13 protein-coding genes and 4 pseudogenes are annotated in these 19,089 nt (G+C 72.9%); 5 read left to right on the top strand and 12 right to left on the bottom strand.

Annotation, left to right across the window (positions count from 1 at the left end):
* Positions 1 to 95 precede the first annotated feature (95 nt).
* Positions 96 to 1,028: a quinone oxidoreductase family protein gene (locus RM590_RS01410; protein WP_311702822.1), complete on the bottom strand. Its 933-nt coding sequence runs from the start codon at positions 1,026 to 1,028 to the stop codon at positions 96 to 98.
* Between the two features lie 995 nt (positions 1,029 to 2,023).
* Positions 2,024 to 2,715 (bottom strand): annotated as a pseudogene (locus RM590_RS01405) (zinc-binding dehydrogenase); the annotation flags it as partial.
* Here RM590_RS01405 and RM590_RS01400 point away from each other — a divergent pair.
* Positions 2,706 to 2,912: pseudogene (locus tag RM590_RS01400) on the top strand (IS5-like element ISMt1 family transposase); the annotation flags it as partial. The pseudogenes RM590_RS01405 and RM590_RS01400 sit on opposite strands and share 10 nt — an antisense overlap.
* A gap of 28 nt (positions 2,913 to 2,940) precedes the next feature.
* On the opposite strand, the gene RM590_RS01395 reads toward RM590_RS01400, so the two are convergent.
* The 4 genes and pseudogenes from RM590_RS01395 to RM590_RS01380 all read right to left on the bottom strand — a co-directional run bounded on the left by RM590_RS01395 (position 2,941) and on the right by RM590_RS01380 (position 6,479).
* The gene (locus RM590_RS01395) at positions 2,941 to 3,795 is read right to left on the bottom strand and encodes an ABC transporter substrate-binding protein (RefSeq protein WP_311702429.1); all 855 of its coding nucleotides are present in this window, start codon (positions 3,793 to 3,795) and stop codon (positions 2,941 to 2,943) included.
* A 74-nt stretch (positions 3,796 to 3,869) separates the two neighbouring features.
* Positions 3,870 to 4,343, bottom strand: coding sequence for an ATP-binding protein (locus RM590_RS01390; protein WP_394813754.1), 474 nt, complete (start codon positions 4,341 to 4,343; stop codon positions 3,870 to 3,872).
* A gap of 117 nt (positions 4,344 to 4,460) precedes the next feature.
* A pseudogene (locus RM590_RS01385) lies at positions 4,461 to 5,259 on the bottom strand (enoyl-CoA hydratase/isomerase family protein).
* Between the two features lie 32 nt (positions 5,260 to 5,291).
* Complete coding sequence (locus tag RM590_RS01380) at positions 5,292 to 6,479, bottom strand: L,D-transpeptidase (RefSeq protein ID WP_311702428.1); 1,188 nt, start codon at positions 6,477 to 6,479, stop codon at positions 5,292 to 5,294.
* 258 nt (positions 6,480 to 6,737) lie between these two features.
* Here RM590_RS01380 and glgX point away from each other — a divergent pair, with 258 nt between their 5' ends.
* The 4 genes and pseudogenes from glgX to RM590_RS01360 all read left to right on the top strand — a co-directional run bounded on the left by glgX (position 6,738) and on the right by RM590_RS01360 (position 11,471).
* A complete protein-coding gene (glgX, locus tag RM590_RS01375; RefSeq protein ID WP_311702427.1) occupies positions 6,738 to 8,954 on the top strand; it encodes a glycogen debranching protein GlgX in 2,217 nt (738 codons plus the stop codon).
* A gap of 42 nt (positions 8,955 to 8,996) precedes the next feature.
* A complete protein-coding gene (locus RM590_RS01370; protein ID WP_311702426.1) occupies positions 8,997 to 9,599 on the top strand; it encodes an ADP-ribosyltransferase in 603 nt (200 codons plus the stop codon).
* Positions 9,600 to 9,846: 247 nt separating this feature from the next.
* A pseudogene (locus tag RM590_RS01365) lies at positions 9,847 to 9,987 on the top strand (ABC transporter ATP-binding protein); the annotation flags it as partial.
* Between the two features lie 143 nt (positions 9,988 to 10,130).
* Positions 10,131 to 11,471, top strand: coding sequence for a PP2C family protein-serine/threonine phosphatase (locus RM590_RS01360; RefSeq protein ID WP_311702425.1), 1,341 nt, complete (start codon positions 10,131 to 10,133; stop codon positions 11,469 to 11,471).
* 196 nt (positions 11,472 to 11,667) lie between these two features.
* Here RM590_RS01360 and RM590_RS01355 read toward each other — a convergent pair whose 3' ends face one another.
* The 6 genes from RM590_RS01355 to hppD are packed head-to-tail and all read right to left on the bottom strand — an operon-like array spanning position 11,668 to position 19,074.
* Complete coding sequence (locus RM590_RS01355; RefSeq protein WP_311702424.1) at positions 11,668 to 12,999, bottom strand: FAD-dependent oxidoreductase; 1,332 nt, start codon at positions 12,997 to 12,999, stop codon at positions 11,668 to 11,670.
* Positions 12,996 to 14,705: a prenyltransferase/squalene oxidase repeat-containing protein gene (locus tag RM590_RS01350; RefSeq protein ID WP_311702423.1), complete on the bottom strand. Its 1,710-nt coding sequence runs from the start codon at positions 14,703 to 14,705 to the stop codon at positions 12,996 to 12,998. Before RM590_RS01350 ends, RM590_RS01355 begins: the two co-directional genes overlap by 4 nt.
* Before the next feature lie 17 nt (positions 14,706 to 14,722).
* Positions 14,723 to 15,793, bottom strand: a complete 1,071-nt coding sequence (locus RM590_RS01345; RefSeq protein ID WP_311702422.1) for a polyprenyl synthetase family protein — start codon at positions 15,791 to 15,793, stop codon at positions 14,723 to 14,725.
* Positions 15,790 to 16,791 carry a prenyltransferase gene (locus RM590_RS01340; RefSeq protein ID WP_311702820.1) on the bottom strand — a complete coding sequence of 334 codons (1,002 nt, stop codon included), beginning with the start codon at positions 16,789 to 16,791 and terminating at the stop codon, positions 15,790 to 15,792. The genes RM590_RS01345 and RM590_RS01340 overlap by 4 nt, the downstream gene beginning before the upstream one ends.
* The gene (locus tag RM590_RS01335; protein ID WP_311702421.1) at positions 16,706 to 17,962 is read right to left on the bottom strand and encodes an acyltransferase family protein; all 1,257 of its coding nucleotides are present in this window, start codon (positions 17,960 to 17,962) and stop codon (positions 16,706 to 16,708) included. The genes RM590_RS01340 and RM590_RS01335 overlap by 86 nt, the downstream gene beginning before the upstream one ends.
* Positions 17,959 to 19,074 carry a 4-hydroxyphenylpyruvate dioxygenase gene (gene hppD / locus RM590_RS01330; protein WP_311702419.1) on the bottom strand — a complete coding sequence of 372 codons (1,116 nt, stop codon included), beginning with the start codon at positions 19,072 to 19,074 and terminating at the stop codon, positions 17,959 to 17,961. Before hppD ends, RM590_RS01335 begins: the two co-directional genes overlap by 4 nt.
* Positions 19,075 to 19,089 lie beyond the last annotated feature (15 nt).

The raw sequence follows: 19,089 nt of genomic DNA, 5'->3' as shown, positions 1-19,089 counted from the left end.
GCCGCCCACGCACCCGATCCGTTGCGTACCGGGACCGGTGATTGCGCGGGCGGCCGCTCGCGGTGTGGCTTCAGCGGTGCGGGGACAGGAACGGGTTACGGGACCAGGACGATCTTTCCCGTGGTGTGGCCGGCCATGATCTCGCGGTGGGCAGTGGCGGCCTCGCGCAGGGGGTAGCTGTCCGCGATCACGATGCGCAGGCGGCCTGCTGTCGCGGCTTCCGTGAGCTGCAGGCGGGCGGCTTGGCGGATCTCGGTGCCGGGATCCGCGCCCGGCACACCACCCAGGAGCTTGATTCCCGCGCGAGCCCCGCGCTCGTGGCCCGCGATGGTGGCGATACGCAAGCGGTCCGGCACCAGCTCCACAGAGACGTCCACCGCCTCCTCGGTGCCCACGAGATCGGCAGCCGCGTGCACGCCCTCCGGCGCCACCGCGCGCACCCTGTCCGCCAGTCCCGGCCCGTAGACGACCGGGATCGCTCCCAGCTCTCGCAGGAGGTCGTGCTTGCCCCGGCTCGCCGTGGCCACAACCGTCGCGCCGCGTGCCACCGCGAGCTGCACGGCCACGAGACCGACGCCCCCCGCGGCACCGTGGATCAGCACCGTCTCGCCCTTGCCCAAGCCGATCGCCTCAAGCGTGTGTACGGCGGTGACCCCGGCGGCCAGCAGCCCGCTGGCCTGCTCCCAGGACAGGGCGACAGGCTTCGGCACCACGGACGAGGCCGGCACCACGATGTCGGCGGCGTAGGCACCCGGCGCGGAGTAGGTGATCACTTCGTCACCCACCGCGATCGGACCCGCGGGGCCGATCGCGTCGGCACCGACCGCTGTCACCACGCCCGCCGCCTCGACACCGAGCCGCACCGGCAGTCTCTCCGGATCGACACCGAAGGCACCGCTGTACGACTTGTAGTCGAAGGGATTGACGCCGGCCGCGCGGACCTTGATCCGTACCTCGTTCGACCTCGGCTCCGGGACGGCGACATCGATCACCGACAGGACCTCAGGGCCGCCATATGCGCCTGCCACTACTGCAATCGTTTCGCTCACACGGGAGAACAACAGTTGCGCGAGGTGCTCCATTCCTTCGGTCCAACGGGACCGATCACCCGTGTCAGGCACCATGCCGGAAGGCTGTTGTGAGGACGTCCACGCCCTGACCCGCACCGGCCGGAGCCACCCTTCCGTGGCCAGGGAGCCCGACCTGGACTGGCACACGGTGCGCACGTAGCGAAGCCCTCGGGGTAGACCAGGTGCCGGTGTTCCTGCTCTGTCGCTGCCGCGCCGGCGAAGCGGCGCCCCTCCGGATGTCCTGCACGATGACGTCGTCGATGAAGTGGTCCTCAAACTCGGCGTCGGTGAGCTCGCCGGTCATCCAGAGGTGTCGATCGCTTCCCAATCACCCCTGCCTCCTTCGACGCGCAGGGGCGTGGCACGGGGTTTCCCGCGCTCGCGCCGGTCAGTACCGGTGGTGACGTAGCCGCTGATCGCATACTGGCCATTTCTGATGTGGACGGGGATCGGGACGGCGGGGACGACTGCCAGGTTCTCGTAGGCGGTATGGATGAGGTCACGGTAGCTGCGGCGGACGTCGCACCCCAGGTCGGACAGTCAGTTGATAAGGGTCTCGGCGGTCATGTCGAGGCTGGCGTGCGCCAGGGCCTGGTGCCCGCGGTGGTTCCGGTGAGCCGGGAGAGCCCCGCGTGCCAGTGTGTGACGTTGTAGGACGAATGACGACTACAAGGATCACCAGGTAGGCCACTGCTCCACCGAAGCCGGAACGGCGGCGCATCCACCGCTCGAACTGGCCGAGGTTCCCGCGAGCGGGTCGGGCCGGCACCCGAGGGGTCGGCATGTCCGATGGCTTGCTCGTCCCGGCCACTGGACCGCGGTAGCGAGCCAACTCTCGACCGTCAGGCGGGAGTCCAGCGCCCCACGGCACACAGCAGCCGGGCCGATCACAGATCCCCGCGACCAGTCTGCCGCCGGTCTTACCGCTCCGCACCTCGGCCCGGTCGCGTCGCTCAGAGTCTGGGCGCCACCCCGTGCGTGGACTCGTCCACGGGATACACGACAAGAGCGATCTTGCCGCGCGGGCGTCCGCGTCCTTCGTCGACGGAGCCGCCCACCAAGAGGCTGTGGGCGTGGGCGACGTCGGCCAGCGGCAGCACGGCGCCCGATCACCGGCCGGAGTTCGTCCTGGTCGACCAGGCGGCCGAGGGCCTCGAGTTTTGCCCGGCCGGGACTGACGAAGAGGAAATGGTAGGTCGCGTTCACGCCCCAATCGGCGAGAAGGTTCCGCGGCTCGGTAATGTCCACGATCGACACCACGCGGCCTCGGTCGGCCAGAACCAGCGGACTGCGGGTGAGGGTGTCCCGGCCCACCGTGTCCAACACGACGTCCACCTCGCCCAGGGCCTGCACCTGCGGCACATAGTCAGCAGCCGAGAAGTCGATCGTGACGTCCGCTCCCAGCCGGGAGACGACGTCGTGATCCCTCTCCCGCGCGGTGGTGACCACCTCAGCCCCCAGCGCACGTGCGACCTGGATGGCAACCGAACCGACCCCGCCCGCGCCGCCGTGCACCAGGACCCGCTTCCCCGGCCCGTTCGACCAGCGTCTCCCACGCCGTCACACCCACGAGAGCGAGACCGGCGGACTCGACATGCGACAAGCGGGAGGGCTTGCGGGTGACCAGGGCCTGGTCGACCACGTGGACGGCGCGGCGGACGGCCGGTCACCCACGATGCGGACCTGTACAAGGACCGCAACACCGTCGAACGCCTGATCAACAAGCTCAAAGCGTGGCGCGGGATCGCCGCCCGGTACGACAAGACGCCGGACAGCTACCTCGCCGCCCTCCACCTCCGCGGCACCGTCATCTGGCTTCACAGCCTTCAACCGACACCTTGATCGCGACTCCCCACAGGCCCTAGGCACCTCAGTCCGCCGCCGCCCGGAGCGCCTCGGCGAGCGTCCGGTGGAAGTGCGCGTGGGCGCGGGGGCTGGGCGGGAGCTCCGGGTTCCACGGCAGTACCCGGATCCCCGCCGCGAGGTGCGCGGGCAGCGGCGCGGCGTTGGCGCGGGCGTCCACGAGCCACAGCGGCGCGTTCAGGGCGGCGGCCGTCGGCCAGTCGGTGGTCGCCCAGTTGAGGCCGGCGCCGGGCGGCGGTTCGCACAGGGCGACGCCGAGGCCCGCGACGGCGGCGAGATCGGGCCAGCTCCCCGGCCGGGCGAGATGGACCAGGTCCTCGCCCGCGGGGGACAGCGCCAGGGCCCGGGGCGCCCCGGGCGCCTCGGCGGCGGCGCGCAACAGCCGCTCGGCGTCGCCGACTTCCGCCTCGGCCGCCGCCGGCGTGGCCGCGCCCAGGGCGTGGGCGAGGGCGGTCAGCCGCTCCCGGGTCGCGGTGAGCGGCCGGCGGCCGCTCACATCGAGCGCGACCAGCGGCACGCGCGCCTCCAGCCGCTTGGCCGCGTCGGCGTCGATGCCGTAGACGCCGTCGCCGTCGTAGGTGACGGCGATCACGAGGTCGGGGTCCGCCGCCAGCAGCGCCGCCTCGTCCAGGGCGGCGCCGGAGCCGAAGTAGGGGATGTCGTCCAGCGGCAGGGTGCCCGCCTTGGCCGGGTCGGGTGCGGCACCGTCGTGCGCGGAGCCGAAGAGGCCGGCGGGGCGGATACCGTGGTCCCACAGGGCCGCCCCCGGCTGTATGTAGGCGACCACCTTGGCGGGTCGCCGCGGGGCGGTGGCCAGCCGGCCGCGGTCGTCACGGAACTCCCAGGCGCCTTCCGGGTCCATGGTTCCTCCAGCACATGTTCGAACAGCGGCATTGGTCCTACCCTGCCCACTTCACCGGCGCCCCAGACGGCGCGTCAGCGGCCGGGGACCCGCATCTCGAACCAGGTGCACTTCCCGTCGGCCAGCAGATCCACGCCCCAGCGGTCGGCGAGGGTGTCCACCAGGAACAGGCCCCGGCCGCTGTCCACGTCCATCTCGCGCACCGGCAGCAGGCAGGGCAGGGCGCGGGAGGGGTCGCGGACCTCCACGCGGATCCAGCCGCGGCGGCGGCGGATGCGGAGCCCGAACACGGCGGCGCCCGCGTGCTGGACGGCGTTCCCCACGAGTTCGGAGACGAGCAGCACCGCCTCCTCGGTCAGGTCCGGCGGCAGCATCCACCGCTGCTGGAGCAGGCGCCCGGTCAGCCGCCGGGCGATACGGGCCGAGCTGGGCAGGGAGGGGAGGCGTACCTCACCGGCCGACGGATCGCGGCCGAGCCCCAGCGCCGTGTCGGTGAGTCCGTCCTCTTCGGTGACGTCCCGCATGGGGGTGTCCGCCGCTGCTGCCATGCCCCCATCATGGCGTGCATATGCCGCACGCGAGGGCCGTTCCGTGGTAACTGACCCTCCTGGGGTGAGTGATCCGGGCGTGGTCGCCCACATATGCCCACGGCCAAGTCTGACGTTTCAGTCCCGGGGCCAGAAACGGGCCTTGCCGGGCCCCTCCGTGACGAAGCTGTGCATTCCGTAGGCGCGGTCCTCGGTGGCGAACAGCCCCGCGAACCAGCCGCGTTCAATCGTCAGGCCGGTGTCCAGGTCCGTCTCCAGGCCGGCGTCCACCGACTCCTTGGCGGCGCGCAGCGCGATGGCCGGTCCGGCGGCGAGCCGGGCCGCCCAGGCGTGGGCCTCGGCGAAGACGTCTGCGGCCGGCAGGACGCGGTCCACCAGGCCGATGTCCAGGGCCTCCTGGGCCCTCACCTGCCGCCCGGTGAAGATCAGGTCCTTGGCCCGGGACGGGCCGATCAGCCGGGGCAGCCTCCCCCGCAAGCGGGCGGTACCCCCAGGTGCCGCCCGCGCCCGGGATGAGGCCGAGCAGGATCTCGGGCTGGCCGAGTTTGGCGTCCTCGGCCGCGAGACGCACGTCCGCGCACAGCGCCAACTCGCAGCCGCCGCCCAGCGCGTAGCCGGTGATGGCCGCGACCACCGGCATGGGGAGGCGCGCGATGGCGGTGAACGCGTCCTGGAGGCCGCGGGCGCGCGCGACCATTGCGGCGTGGTCCATCCCCCGCATCTCCTTGATGTCCGCGCCGGCCGCGAACACCTTCTCACTGCCGCGGATGACCACGGCCCGCACGTCGTCCCGGCGGGTGATCTCACCGGCCAGCTCGCCCAGCCGGTCCTGGGTGGCGATGTCCAGCGCGTTCATGGGCGGACGGTCCAGCCGCAACGTGCCGACGCCGTCCGCCACTTCGAGATGCACAGTCATGCCGTCAGGTTAGCGGCCGTTCACGAGGTGGGTCACTGGCCCGCGCCCCACTGGTCCCAGGCCATGTTCCAGCCGTTGAGGCCGTTGTCCGGGGCGATCACGTCGTCGTCCGAGTTGATGACCTCGACGACGTCGCCGATGATCGAGTTGTCGTAGAACCAGGCGGCGGGCGTCGAGGAATCGCCCGCGCCCCGCTCGTCCTCCAGCCCCACACAGCCGTGGCTGGCGTTCTCGTTGCCGAAGGTGGAACCGCTGGCCCAGTAGTTGCCGTGGATGAACGTGCCGGAGGTGCTCAGCCGCATGGCGTGCGGGACGTCGGGAATGTCGTACTCGCCGCCGAAGCCGACCGTCGCGCCGTCCATGCGCGTTTCCTTGTGCTTCTCGGTGATCACCATCTTCCCGTTCCAGGTGGGGGTGCCGGGCGCGCCCGTGGTGACCGGCAGGGTGCGGATGCTCTCGCCGTCCCGCACGACCTCCATGCGCATGGCCTCGGCGTCCACCGTGGTGACCTGCGAACGCCCGACCGTGAACGTGATGTCCTCGTACAGCGTGCCGTAGACACCCGGCGCGCCCTCGACGCCCCGGATCCGGAAGCCGACGGTGACCTCGGTGCCCGGCTCCCAGTACTCCTCGGGCCGGAAGTCCAGCCGCTGGGTGCCGAACCAGTGGCCGCGGACATCCACTTCGGGCTCGGTGGTGATCCGCACGGCGTCCCGCACGGCCGAGATGTCCTCGATGGGGGTGTCGAACGTCAGCGACAGCACCATCCCGACGCCGACGGTGGCGCCGTCCGCGATGTTCCAGTTGCTGGTGAACGTGGCGTCGGCGACCACGGTGGTGAACGTCGCGGTCTTCGTGCTCTCCTCGCCGTCCGCGTTCTCGCCGACGGCCGTGACCGTGTACTCGGCCGCGTTGGCCAGATGCTCCGCCGGCTCCCAGGACGTCCCGTCCTCGGCCAGCTCGCCCGGCACCTCGGCGCCCTCCGGGCCGGTCACCGTGACCGCGGTGAGGGTGCCGTTCGTGGCGCCGACCCGCAGTTCGCCGGCGGTGGCCACGCCGGTGGCGCCGTCCTCCGGCGTGATGGCTATCTCCAGCGCGGCGGCGGACGGACTCGGCCGCTCCTCCCCGCCCTCCGGCTCCTCCGCCTGGCTGCTGCCCGTGCACGCCGTCACCACGAGCAGCAGCAACCCGATCAAAGCCCCGACCGGCCCCGTTCTCACGATCGCGTCTCCCCTCACCAACCCCTGATATCGCCAGGTAATCACACGGTGCTTAAGCGTCGGCCGAGCGATTGTCACCGTTCCGTCGCAGTTCAGGGCGGGGGCGACGGACGCGTACGACCGTGGAGGCGGGCAAAACGCCTTAATCCCGGCATTGCTGATTGAATGCCAGCTACCCGCGCCGCGGTGCGCGTGCCGACACGTGAGGGCGGTCACCCGGACGGGAAAACAAGGGCGAGAGAGTGATGGAGGGCACACGTGTCCCAGGCACCCGAGCGTGTGACGACCGATGTCTGGCCCGGCCGCCCGCAGCCGCTCGGCGCCCGGTTCCGCGTCGGCCCGGACGGCGTCGAGGGCACCAACTTCGCCCTGTGGGCGGGTGGCGCGGACGCCGTCGAGCTGTGTCTCTTCGACGACGACGGCCGGGAGATCCGCTGCCCGCTGGAGGAGCTCACCCACGAGATCTGGCACGGCTTCGTCCCCGGCGTCCGCCCCGGGCAGCGCTACGGCTACCGCGTGCACGGCCCCTGGGACCCCGCCCACGGCGCCCGGTGGAACGCGGCCAAGCTGCTGCTCGACCCCTATGCCCGGGCCGTGGACGGGGAGTTCGGCCGGCTGCCGGCCGAGGCGTACGGGCACCACCGGGACCACCCGCGCCAGGAGATCGCCGACACCGTGCGCGACGACCGGGACTCCGCGCCGTTCGTCCCCAAGGGCGTCGTCGTGCACGACACCGAGACCTGGGTGGACGACGTCCGCCCCAAGACCCCCTGGGCCGACTCCGTCATCTACGAGCTGCACGTGCGCGGCTTCACCATGCGGCACCCCGGCATCCCGCCCGAACTGCGCGGCACCTTCGCCGGACTCGCCCACCCAGCCGCCCTCGACCATCTGGCCCGGCTCGGTGTCACCGCGGTGGAGCTGATGCCGGTCCATCAGTTCGCCCACGAGGACCATCTGATCAGCCGGGGCCTGCGCGACTACTGGGGCTACAACTCCATCGGCTACTTCGCGCCGCACGCCGCCTACAGCGCCTCCGGCACCCGGGGCCAGCAGGTGGGCGAGTTCAAGGCGATGGTCCGCGCCCTGCACCAGGCCGGGATCGAGGTCATCCTCGACGTCGTCTACAACCACACGGCCGAGGCCAACGAACTCGGCCCCACCCTCTCCCTGCGCGGCATCGCCAACCCCGGCTACTACCGGCTCGCCGAGGACCCCCGCCGCTACGCCGACTACAGCGGCTGCGGCAACACCCTGCACGTCGTCCAGCCCCAGGTGCTGCGCCTGATCACCGACTCGCTGCGCTACTGGGTGCAGGAGATGGGTGTGGACGGCTTCCGCTTCGACCTGGCCGCCGCCCTCGCCCGCTCCTTCCACGACGTCGACATGCTCTCGCCGTTCCTCGCGGTCATCGCGCAGGACCCGGTGCTGCGTCGTGTCAAGCTCATCGCCGAGCCGTGGGACGTGGGCTCCGGCGGCTACCAGGTGGGCGCGTTCCCCCCGCTGTGGACCGAGTGGAACGACCGCTACCGCGACACCGTCCGCGACTTCTGGCGCGGCGCCCTGCCCGATGTGCGCGACCTCGGCTACCGGCTGTCCGGCTCCAGCGACCTCTACGCCTGGGGCGGCCGGCGGCCCTACGCCTCGGTCAACTTCATCACCTCGCACGACGGGTTCACCCTGCGGGACCTCGTCTCCTACGAGCGCAAGCACAACGAGGCCAACGGCGAGGACAACCGCGACGGCACCGACGACAACCGCTCCTGGAACTGCGGCGCCGAGGGCGAGACCGACGACCCGGCCGTCACCGCGCTGCGCCGCCGCCAACTGCGGAACATGCTGACCACGCTGCTGGTGTCCACCGGCGTGCCCATGCTGCTCGCCGGTGACGAGATGGGCCGCACCCAGCGCGGCAACAACAACGGCTACTGCCAGGACAACGAAATCGGCTGGATCGACTGGGACCTGGCGGCCGACCCCGCCTGGCGGCCGCTGCTCGACCTCACCCGCCGGCTGATCCGCATGCGCCGCGACCACCCGGTGCTGCGGCGCCGCGCCTTCTTCTCCGGCCGCCGTCAGGGGCCCGAGGGGATAAGGGATTTGGGCTGGTTCACCGCGACGGGCAAGGAGATGACCGAACGCGACTGGTACGCCCCCAGCGCGACGCTCGGCATGTTCCTCTCGGGGCGGGACATCCCGCAGCGCGACCCCCGGGGCCGCCCCGTCGCCGACGACAGCTTCCTGGCGATCCTGCACGCGGGCGCCGCGCACCAGGAGTTCCCGCTGCCCGGCCGGCCCTGGGCGGACGCCTACGCGCTGCTGGTCGACACCGCCCGCGAGGATCAGGACACCGCGCCCGGCACGATCCACCACGGCGGCGACACGATCAGCGTCCCGCCGCGCACCGTCCTGCTGCTGCGCGCGTTGCCGCTCGCCGTCAGCACGCCGACGTCCCCCGCGCCCCCGATCGGGTGACTTTCGGCTTGGTCCCGGCCAATGGTGGCCAGGGTACGAAACATGATCACCACTCGAATTCTGCGCCGGGCGGCGGCAGTTGCCCTGCCGCTGGCGCTGCTGTTCTCCTCCGCCGCCGGCACGGTCGGCACCGCGGGCACCGCCACGGCCGCGGTCGCCTGCCCCACTGTCACCGACCCGCTCCACGCCGCGGCCACCACCGCGGTGGACGTCGAGCGCATCACCCCGGAGCCGTCCTACCGCACCGACTGCCGCCAGCTCTACCGCGCCGAGACCCGCGCGCCCCAGGTCATCTTCGAGGAGGGCTTCCACCCCAAGGACCCCGTCAACGGCCAGTACGACCTGGTGCGCTACGTCCTGGTCAACCAGCCCTCGCCGTTCGTCAGCACCACCTACGACCACGACCTGTACAAGGACTGGGGGCGGGCCACCTACAACTACTACATCGACGCCCCCGGCGGCATCGACGTGAACGCCACCATCGGCGACCAGCACCGCTGGGCCGACCAGGTCGAGGTGGCCTTCCCCGGCGGCGTGGACCGCGCGTTCATCGTCGGCGCCTGCCCCATCGACCGCGCGACGCACACCGAGATCATGTCCGAGTGCGTCGACAACCCCCACTACCGGCCCTGGCGCGCGGCCTGATCCCCTGACCTCCGGCGGTCCTCCCGCGGAAGGCGCGGGCCCTACGCCCCGGGGAGTACCCGGACGCGTGCGGCCCGCGTCGGCGGGTCGGCGAGAAGCAGCCCGGGTGCCGCTGCCCGTACGACGACCCGGCGGCGCGGAAACGGGAGTCTCGGCAGCGATGGCAGATTCGCCGCTACCGAGGAGCTGACCGCTCGATGAACATCCTCTCCCCGCACCCGGAGACCCACCGCGCCGGCGGTGCGGCATGACCGCCCCCGTCCCCGCCCCCGCCGCGGCCCGCGTCGTCGGTGCCGTCAAGGTGTACGGCGCCGGCGACACCGAGGTCCGCGCGCTGGACGGCGTGGACGCCGAGTTCCCCGCGGGCCGCTTCACGGCCATCACCGGCGAGGCGGTCACCGAGGCCCGCGGCGCGCGGAGGTGGCGGCCGAGCCGGCGAGGCCGGTGAGCGGCCCCCGCTGACCGCGCGGGCCCGCGACCGAGCCCGTGTCCCTGTCCGACTCGCGCCGGATTGTTCGGGAAGATACCCCCATGGTCGACACGCGAGGAGGCACGGGAACGGACCGGCGCTCCGGCTGCACGGATCCCCTCGGCGACCTGGTCCTCGCCAGCCATCTCGCCACCATGGAGCAACTGCCGTCCGTGGTGGCCGAGCACGCCGCCCGGGCGGGCATGAGCGAGGTGCTCATCTACCTCAGCGACGTGCAGCAGCGCTCCTGCTTCCTGCTGTCCGAGCACGGCCCGCAGCCGGGAGCCGTGGGCGAGGGCGAGGGTGAGGGCGAGGACGAGGGCGAGCCGGCGGAGCTGAGCCTGGAGGGCACCGTGCCCGGGCGGGCCTTTCAGCGCGGGGAGGTGCTGCCGGCCACGCCGGCCGTCGGCGAGCGGACCCGCTGGTGGGTGCCGCTGCTGGACGGGGCCGAGCGGCTGGGCGTCCTGCGCGTCACCACCCCCGCCACCGCCGAGCCGGACACGCACCGGATGCGGGTGCTGGCCGGATTGGTGGCCCTTCTGGTGGTCAGCAAGCGCGGGATGAGCGACTTCCACGCCCGCCTCGTGCGGCGCCGTCAGATGAACGTGGCGGCCGAGCTGCAGTGGCGCCTGATGCAGTCCCAGACGTTCGCCACGGAGCGGATGGTGGTCAGCGCCGCGATGGAACCGGCCTACGAGGTCAGCGGCGACGCCTTCGACTACGGGCTGGCGGGCGACCTCGCCTACCTGAGTGTCTTCGACGGGATGGGGCACGACACCGCCGCCGGCCTGACCGCCAACCTGGTCGTGGCCTCCTGCCGCAACTCCTGGCGGCAGGGGCTCGGCCTGGTGGAAACGGCCCGGGTGGCCGAGCGGCTGCTGCTGGAGCAGACGGACGGGAGCCGCTACGTGACGGCGATCCTGGCCTCGCTCGACCTCGCGCACGGCGAACTGAGCTGGGTCTCCTGCGGCCACCAGGTGCCGATCCTCATCCGCGGCGGCCGCACGATCTCGATGCTGGAATGCCCGCCGGGCGTGCCGATCGGCACCGGGCTGCACCTGCCGCTGACCGTCTGCCGCCACCAACTCAAGCCCGGTGACCGACTGGTGCTCTACACCGACGGCATCACCGAGGCCCGCAGGCCCGGCTCGGACGAATTCGGCGTGGACCGGCTCACCGAATTTCTCATCCTCCACCAGGCCGACGACCTGCCGGTGCCGGAGACGCTGCGCCGGCTGATTCACCACCACCTCCAGTACCACCAGGGGCGGCTCAGCGACGACGCCACCGTGCTGCTGATGGAATGGAACGGCCCCCACCCGTTCCCGCCCGGGGAGGCCGAGGACCTGATCGGCCTCCCCGACCAGGAGCCCGCCGTCCGGCCCGTGTCCGGCGCCGACTGAGCGTCCGGCACGGACTGGGCGTCCGGCGCCGACTGAGCCTCCGGAGCCGATGCGCCCGGTCGGCCACTTCCAGCGGATCCAGATCATCGCGGTGTCCCGCCCTTCCGTCCCCGTCCTATTACGGACAGTGACGACGCTATCGCGCGAGCGAGCCCCGCGGCAGTTGCCGATGGGCAGGAACCACCCCTGACCTTCGTCAGGTCCGGCCGCCGCCCCGTTCTGTCACCGCCGGGGCGGGCGCGCCGCGTTCACCGGACCAGCGCGGCAGGCGTCCCGCCCGGGGATCCGGCAGCCCCACTTGGTGCAGCCGGTCCCAGGCGCCGAACGGGTGGATGCCGAGCCCGGCCAGGTTGTGCGTGGCGATATAGCTCAGCCGCCGGCTGCGCCGCGTCCGGCGCAGCATGCGCCGGCCCAGCGTGCGGGCGGGCCAGGCCGTCTCGGTGACCATGCGGACCGCGTCATGGCTCATCCGGTCGATGTGCCGGGTCCAGCGCATGCGTTCGGCCTCGTAGGCGAGCAACGCGCGGTCCACCGCGGCGGGCCCGTCGAACCCCGACCTGCCGAGCTGACCGACGAGCGCGTACGCCTCCGCGATGGCCGTGTTCATCCCCTGGGCCGCCAGGGAGTGCACGGCGTGCGCGGCCTCGCCGACCAGCACGAGGCCGGGCACGGTCAGCGACGACGCGATGAACCGCCGCAGCGTGAAGATCTGCCGCGTGTCCAGGGCCTCGACCACCCGCTCGCCCAGCGGGCGCAGCGCCGGCGCGTCCCGGTCGAGCCCCGCGCCCCAGCGGACCAGGTCCGCCCATGTCATGCCGCGCAACTCGTCCGGCCGCACCTGGACGTACAGCCGCGTCCGGGCGTGCGGCAGCGCGTACACCAGGCGCAGGCCCCGGGGCGTGTCATAGGCGGTGACCTCCGGCGGTCGCGCCGGGGCGCCCGGCAGTTCGAACGCGACCAGCCGGTGCCCGTACGCCCGGGGCTCGGCCGTGATGCCCGCGGCCTGCCGCAGCCGCGAGGACATGCCGTCCGCGGCGACCACCAGCAGGCACCGCTCCTCGTAGCGGCGCCCGCCCTGCCGGACGCGGACCCCCGCCACCCGGCCCGAGGCGTCGGTGACCAGGTCCTCGGCCACGGCGCCGCGCCGGATCTCGACATGGCCCGGCAGGCCCTCGCCCAGCGCGTCCAGGATCGTCAGATGATCGCTCGACATCAGCGAGCGGAATCCCGGGGGGAGCGTCAGATAGTCGAAGACCATGGACGGTTCGCCCTCGGCGGTGCGGGTCACGATCCTCGACAGCGGCGCCGTGCCCCGCTCGACGAGCGGGCTCAGCACGCCCCACTCGCCCAGGACGCGCAGGGCCCCCGGTTGCAGCACCTCGCCCTTGGCCACCGGCGCCGGCCGGCTCCGCTTGTCCAGCACCAGGACCCGCAGCCCGGCCGCGCCGAGCGCCCGGGCGGCGGCCAGCCCGCCCGCGCCCGCCCCGCACACCACCACCCGCGGGTCCCCCGCGCCGTCGGCGCTCACGCGCGCCCCGTGCTCAACGCGGCGTCCCGGAAGGCGCGTTGGCTGGCGGTCAGGGCGCCGAGCGCCAGCCCCTGGGTGATGAGACCGTCCGGATAGGGACCGTGGTCGGGGGTGAAGACGCACACCCGGGCCGCATCCCACCGGCCGTCCGGCCGCTGCGCGGCGAGCAGCCAGTCCAGGCCCCGTTCGGCCGCGGCCCGCTCCACCGCCCCGCCGCACTCGGCGAGCGCCCGCGTGGCGCGGGCCGTCTCCTCGGCCGTGCCGGGCTCCGCACCGGGGCCCGCCCCCCAGGATCCGTCGGGCAGTTGGGCCGCGAGCAGCCAGCCGCGGGCTCGGGCGGCCACCGGCCTCCCGCCCAGTCCCAGCCGCGTCAGCGTGGACAGCACCGCCGCAGTGGCCGGTACCCCGCCCCTGTTCCAGGTCGACGGATGCGACCCGTCGGGCCGCTGGACGCGGGTCAGCCAGCGCAGCGCCCGCCGCACCGCGCGGTCGGCGGCCGACGCGCCGGCCAGCACCAGCACGTCGACCGCCTGCGCCGTGGTGAACGGACAGGGGCCGTCGTTCGCCTCCCGGGTGTCGCGCACGAAGGTGCTCCAGGAGCCGCGGCTGTCCTGACGCCGCCGCAGCCAGGCCGCGCCCGCCCGCACCGCGGTGTCGTGCGCGCCGGTGGCCGCCAGGAACTTCAGCACCGGAACGGAGTCGTACACGCTCGGCCAGCCCGCGCCGCCCGTCCAGGTCCACCCGCCCGGCGGGCAGCCGAAGACGGGGAACGGCCGGTCCTGGCGGCGGCTCAGCACCCACTCGGCGGTCCGCAGGAGCCGGGCGTCGGCCGCGTGCCCCGCGCGCGCCAGGCTCTCACCGGCGACCGCCGCCCCGATGACGTCGTCCCTGCGGACCTCGGGCCCGTGGATCAACTGCCAGGACCCGTCGGGCTGGACCACCGACCGCAGATAGCCGACGGCGGCGCGCACCAGCCGGGGACACTCCCCGGCCACCTGGAGCGCGGCGCAGATCAGCCCGGTGAGCATCGGGTCGCTGCCGTGCGAGCCGACCCCGCCCTCGTCCTCCTCGCTGCGCTCCACGATGTCCCGGGCGATCGCGGCCACCCGGGCGGACACCGGGCGCAGCACCGCCGACCAGGGCCGCCGTCGCAACTGGAGCAAACTCAGCGCCGAGAACCCCGAGGCGTAGTAGGACAGGGCCCGCCGCCGCACTCCGGCCGGCAGCAGCAGGGCCTCGGCGGGCAGCCGGGGCACCTCGGCGGGGTCGTACAGCCCGGCCAGCGACAGGACGAGCCCGGTCTGCCGCCATGCCTTCGCGTCGCTCAGCCCCCGGACCCCGCCCCAGGACTCCAGCAGCGCCAGCCCGTCGGCGACCTCGGCCGCCGCCCGGCCCGGTTCGGCCAGGTGCAGCGCGGCCACCGCCAGCGAGGTGGCCATCGGGTCGCTGGGCGAGCCGGTGAGCAGACCCCAGCCGCCGTCCGCGTTGCGGTGGCGGATCAGCCAGCGGGCGCCGTCCCCGATCAGCCCGGCCGATCGCCCGCGGTCGGCCAGACACAGGGCGAGCACGGCCGCGGCGGTGCCCACGGCGGCCGGTGGCCGGGGGTTGGGCCAGGTGCCGTCCGGCCGCTGCCCGTCGAAGAGGGCCGTGGCGCAGCGCTCGGCGGCCCGCGCGATCCGTCGTTCCCGGGACTCCTGCTCGGGCATCGTGCGTTCCCTTCCTCTCAACTCGTGCGTTCGGCGAGGAAGTCGATCAGCGCGCGGAACTCGGCGCGCGCCGCCTCCGGCAGGCCGACGCCGTCCAGGCAGGCCAGGCCGCGCGTCAGATGGTGCTCGGCCTCCCGCTCGGTGAAGCGCCGCCCGCCGGCCTCCTCCACCAGCACCGCCGCCCGGGCCAGCGCCGCGTCGTCGAGCGCCGACGCGGACAGGTGCCCGGCCAGCTCCCGCGACGCGGGCGACCGCGCGGCGAGGGCGGCCAGGAACGGCAGCGTCTTCTTGCGCTCCCGCAGGTCCGACAGCACCGGTTTGCCCGTCCGCCGCGGGTCGCCCCACAGGCCGATGATGTCGTCCACGCACTGGAACGCCAGCCCCAGATGCCGCCCGGCCCGGCCGAAGGCGCGCGAGATCGTGGCGGGCGCCCCGCCCAGGATCGCCCCGATCTCGGCGGCGCAGCCCAGCAGCGAGCCGCTCTTGGCCTCGGCCATCCGCCGGTACTCGGGCACGGTCACGGCCTTCGGACCCCGCCAGGGCCGCCGGGCGAACGCCATGTCCAGCGTCTGACCCGTCGCCAGCTCGATCAGCGTGTGCGACAGGCAGCGCGTCGCCCGCGCGGTGTGCGGACCCTCGTGCCGGGCCAGCGTGATGAAGGCCAGCGACTGGAGGGCATCGCCCGCGAGGATCGCCGTCGGCACGCCGAACGTCTTCCACAGCGTCGGCCGGTGCCGCCGGTAGGCGTCGCCGTCCATCACGTCGTCGTGGACCAGGCTGAAGTTGTGCACCAGCTCCACGGCCGCCGCGCCGGGCAGCGCCGCCCGCGGCTCCGCGCCCATGGCCGCCGCCGCCATCAGCGTGAGCGCTGGCCGGACGCTCTTGCCGGACCCGGCCTCGGCGGGCGAGCCGTCCGCCTCGTACCAGCCGAGGTGGTAGCCGACGGCGCGGCCGAGTCCGGGCTCCAACGACGCGACGGCGGAACGCAGTTCGGGCTCGACGAGCGTGCGGGCGCGCTCGGTCGCGGCGAGCCGGGCCGCCCCCTCGCCCCGCGGCCCCGTGTCCGAGGGGGCGGGCGTGGCGCTCACGGCGTCACCGCTTCGGCCCGGGCGGTGGCCGACGAGCGGACCGCGCGCGTGAACCAGCCGGCGAAGACGGCCAGCGTGGTGCCGCAGATGGCCAGCCACACCCCGTCGATCCCGGCGTCCCGCCGCGCCAGGTCGGCCAGCAGGCCCAGCGTGATCGCCACCGCCGTTATGGGCATGTGCATGGACGCCCAGAACGTCACGGCGTCGGCGCGTTCCCCGGTGGTCAGCGCCCCGCGCAGCAACTGCCGCGCCACCCACAGCGGAACGGGGAAGGTGGCCAGCATGGCCAGCCCGGGCAGCAGCGGGACCGTCGCGACGATCAGCGGCACGATCGACGCGTACACGACGCACTGGCCGATCACATACAGCCGGACCAGACCCCGGGGACCGAGGGCGACGGCCAGCGTCCGCTTGCCGACGCGCCGGTCGCCCGCCTGGTCCGACAGGTTCATCACGGACATGCGCAGGAACTGGAAGGCGAAGACCACCCCCACATACGCGCACATCGACGCGGACAGGCCGCCGGCCTGGAGCCGGAAGACGAGCAGCGGGCCGAGGCCGTACAGCACGGCGGCGCACACGACCTCGCCCAGCGCGCGGTAGTTGAACTTCAGCGGCGGCGCCGTGTAGAACCACGACGCGGCCAGGATCGCGGCGGCCATCACACGCGAGGCGGTGTCCGGCATCGCCGCCAGCAGGAAGACGGCCGCGAACAGCAGCAGGAACGCCGCGCCCAGGCTCACCACCGGCGGCAGCAGGCCGCTCACCAGGACGCGGCTGCCACCGGTCCACGAGGTGGGCGCCTCGTTCGCCCGGTCCGCCTCCAGGTCGAAGTACTCGTTGCAGTAGTGCGTCATCAGATGGGACAGCCAGGCGAACAGCAGCGCCCCGAGGTACCACCCCAGGGACAGCTCATGTCCGGCGTGCTGGGCCGCCGTCACGCCGAGCCCGACCACCATCAGGCTCTGGAAGAGGAACTTGGGCCGTCCGAGGCGGATGAACGCCGCGAGCGGGGTCGGGGGCGGGGGAGGCGCGGTGTCGGTCGTCGTCATGAGGCGCTCCTGGAAGGGGCCGAGGCCGGGCGGCCAGACGGCGGGTCAGCGGGACTTCGACGGTGCGGTGCAGGAGCCAGGCCGCCACCAGCGAGCCGGCGGCGAACAGGACCGTCATGCCGAGCGCCTGGGGAACGGGCCACTCCCGGCGGCCCCACAGGCGGTCCAGCACGAGGATGACGGGCCAGTGGACGAGGTAGAACGTGAACGAGATCCGGCCGAGGAACTCCGGGACGGGCCGCCTCAGCCAGGAGCGGCCCCCGCTCACGTCCGCCGCCGCGGCCGCCATGACCAGCAGCCCGACGGGCACCGCCGTCACCGCCACCGGCAGGAACGGGAAGGGCAGCAGCGCGGCGCCCGCGCTCAGCGAGACGAAGATCAGCCCGGCCGCGCCGGTCATGCCCACCGGGGCCCGCCGGCCGCTGCGCAGCAGCAGGGCGAGCACCGCGCCGAGGACGAACTCAGGCAGCCGGGCGAGCGGGAACATGTACGGCAGCCAGAAGTGCCAGCGCGGCACATCCACCTCCGGTACATTCTCGCCGCCGAGCGGCAGAACGGCGAGCGGGACCGCCCAGATCACCGCGACGGTCACCCCCGCGACCGCCCACAGCCGCTCCGGGCGGACGCGGCGCAGCACCCGCAGCAGCAGCGGCAGCAGCGCGTAGGCGAACACCTCGACCGTGAGGGACCAGGTGACGATGTTCACCCCGGCGGTGAAGCGCCAGTCGGGCGACCAGGAGTGGACCAGGAAGAGATTGGTGAGCACGGCCAGCCAGGGAAGCGACCCCTCGCGGTCCTCGCCGATGGGATCGGCCCCCAGGGCCAGCAGGAAGATCAGCAGCGCCACCCACACCAGGACATGGCTGGGGTAGATCTTCGCCGCGCGGCGCCGCCAGAACGCGCGCGGCGTGTCGTCCTCCCGGGCTGACCAGGTGAGGACGAATCCGCTGATGACGAAGAAGCAGGACACGCCCGTCATGGCGAACGGCAGCACCGGCAGCACCGCGGACCGCGCCGTCTCGGAGGCGAACAGCTCGGGCACCCACCAGGCGTGCGCCAGGAAGACCGCCATCGCGCAGGGGAATCGCAGCCCCGTCAGCGACGGAAGTCTGGTCACAGGTTCCCCCGGCGGGCCTGCTCGCGCTCGATGGCCTCGAACAGCGCCTTGAAGTTTCCCTTGCCGAAGCCCATCGAGCCATGGCGCTCGATCAGTTCGAAGAAGACGGTCGGGCGGTCCTGGACCGGCTTGGTGAAGATCTGCAGCAGATAGCCGTCCTCGTCGCGGTCGACGAGAATTCTCAGCTCGCGCAGGGTCCCGACGCCGACGTGGGTCTCGCCGGCCCACTCGCCGAGCGTGTCGTAGTACGAATCGGGCGTGTCCAGGAACTCCACTCCGGCGGCCCGCATCGCGCGCACGGCGGCGACGATGTCGTCGGTGGCCAGCGCGATGTGCTGGACGCCCGGACCGCCGTAGAACTCCAGATACTCGTCGATCTGGGACTTCTTCCGGCCCACCGCGGGCTCGTTGATCGGGAATTTCACCGCGAACGTGCCGTCGGCGACCACTTTTGACATCAGCGCGGAGTATTCGGTCGCGATGTCGTCGCCCACGAACTCCTTCATGGTGGTGAAGTCCATGACCTTGCCGTAGAAGTCCACCCAGTCGTTCATCGCGCCGAGTTCGACATTGCCGACGCAGTGGTCGATGGCCCGGAACGCGCCCTCCGTCCGGGGCTCGACGATGGGCGCCGCGGCGGTGAAACCCGGCAGATACGGGCCGCGGTAGCCGCCGCGTTCGACGAATGAGTGCCGGGTCTGACCATAGGCGGCGATGCTGGCGAGCACGACGGTGCCGTGCTCGTCCGTGATTTCGCGGGGCGCGCTCAGCCCGGTGGCCCCGCGCTCGACGGCGTGTGCGTACGCCCGGCGCGCGTCGGGCACTTCGAGCGCCAGGTCGAGGACGCCGTCGCCGTGCTCGGCGACATGGCGGGCCAGGAACGCGCCGGTGTCCGTGGTGGCTTTGATGACCGAGGTGAAAACGAATCGGGCGCGGCCGGATTCCAGTACGTAACTGGCCGTCTCGGCGCTGCCGTTCTCCGGCCCGGAGTAGGCGACCAGTCGCATGCCGAAGGCCGAGGAATAGTAATGGGCGGCCTGTTTCGCGTTGCCGACAATGAAGATGACCGCATCAATCCCCAGGACGGGAAATGCGGTGATGCCCTGATCCATTTTTCGGATGGTACC

It is taken from the genome of Streptomyces litchfieldiae, from assembly GCF_031845365.1.
Lineage (GTDB): Bacteria > Actinomycetota > Actinomycetes > Streptomycetales > Streptomycetaceae > Streptomyces > Streptomyces litchfieldiae.
The sequence above is the reverse complement of the archived record's forward strand: the minus strand, read 5'-3'. Positions and strand labels throughout refer to the sequence as shown.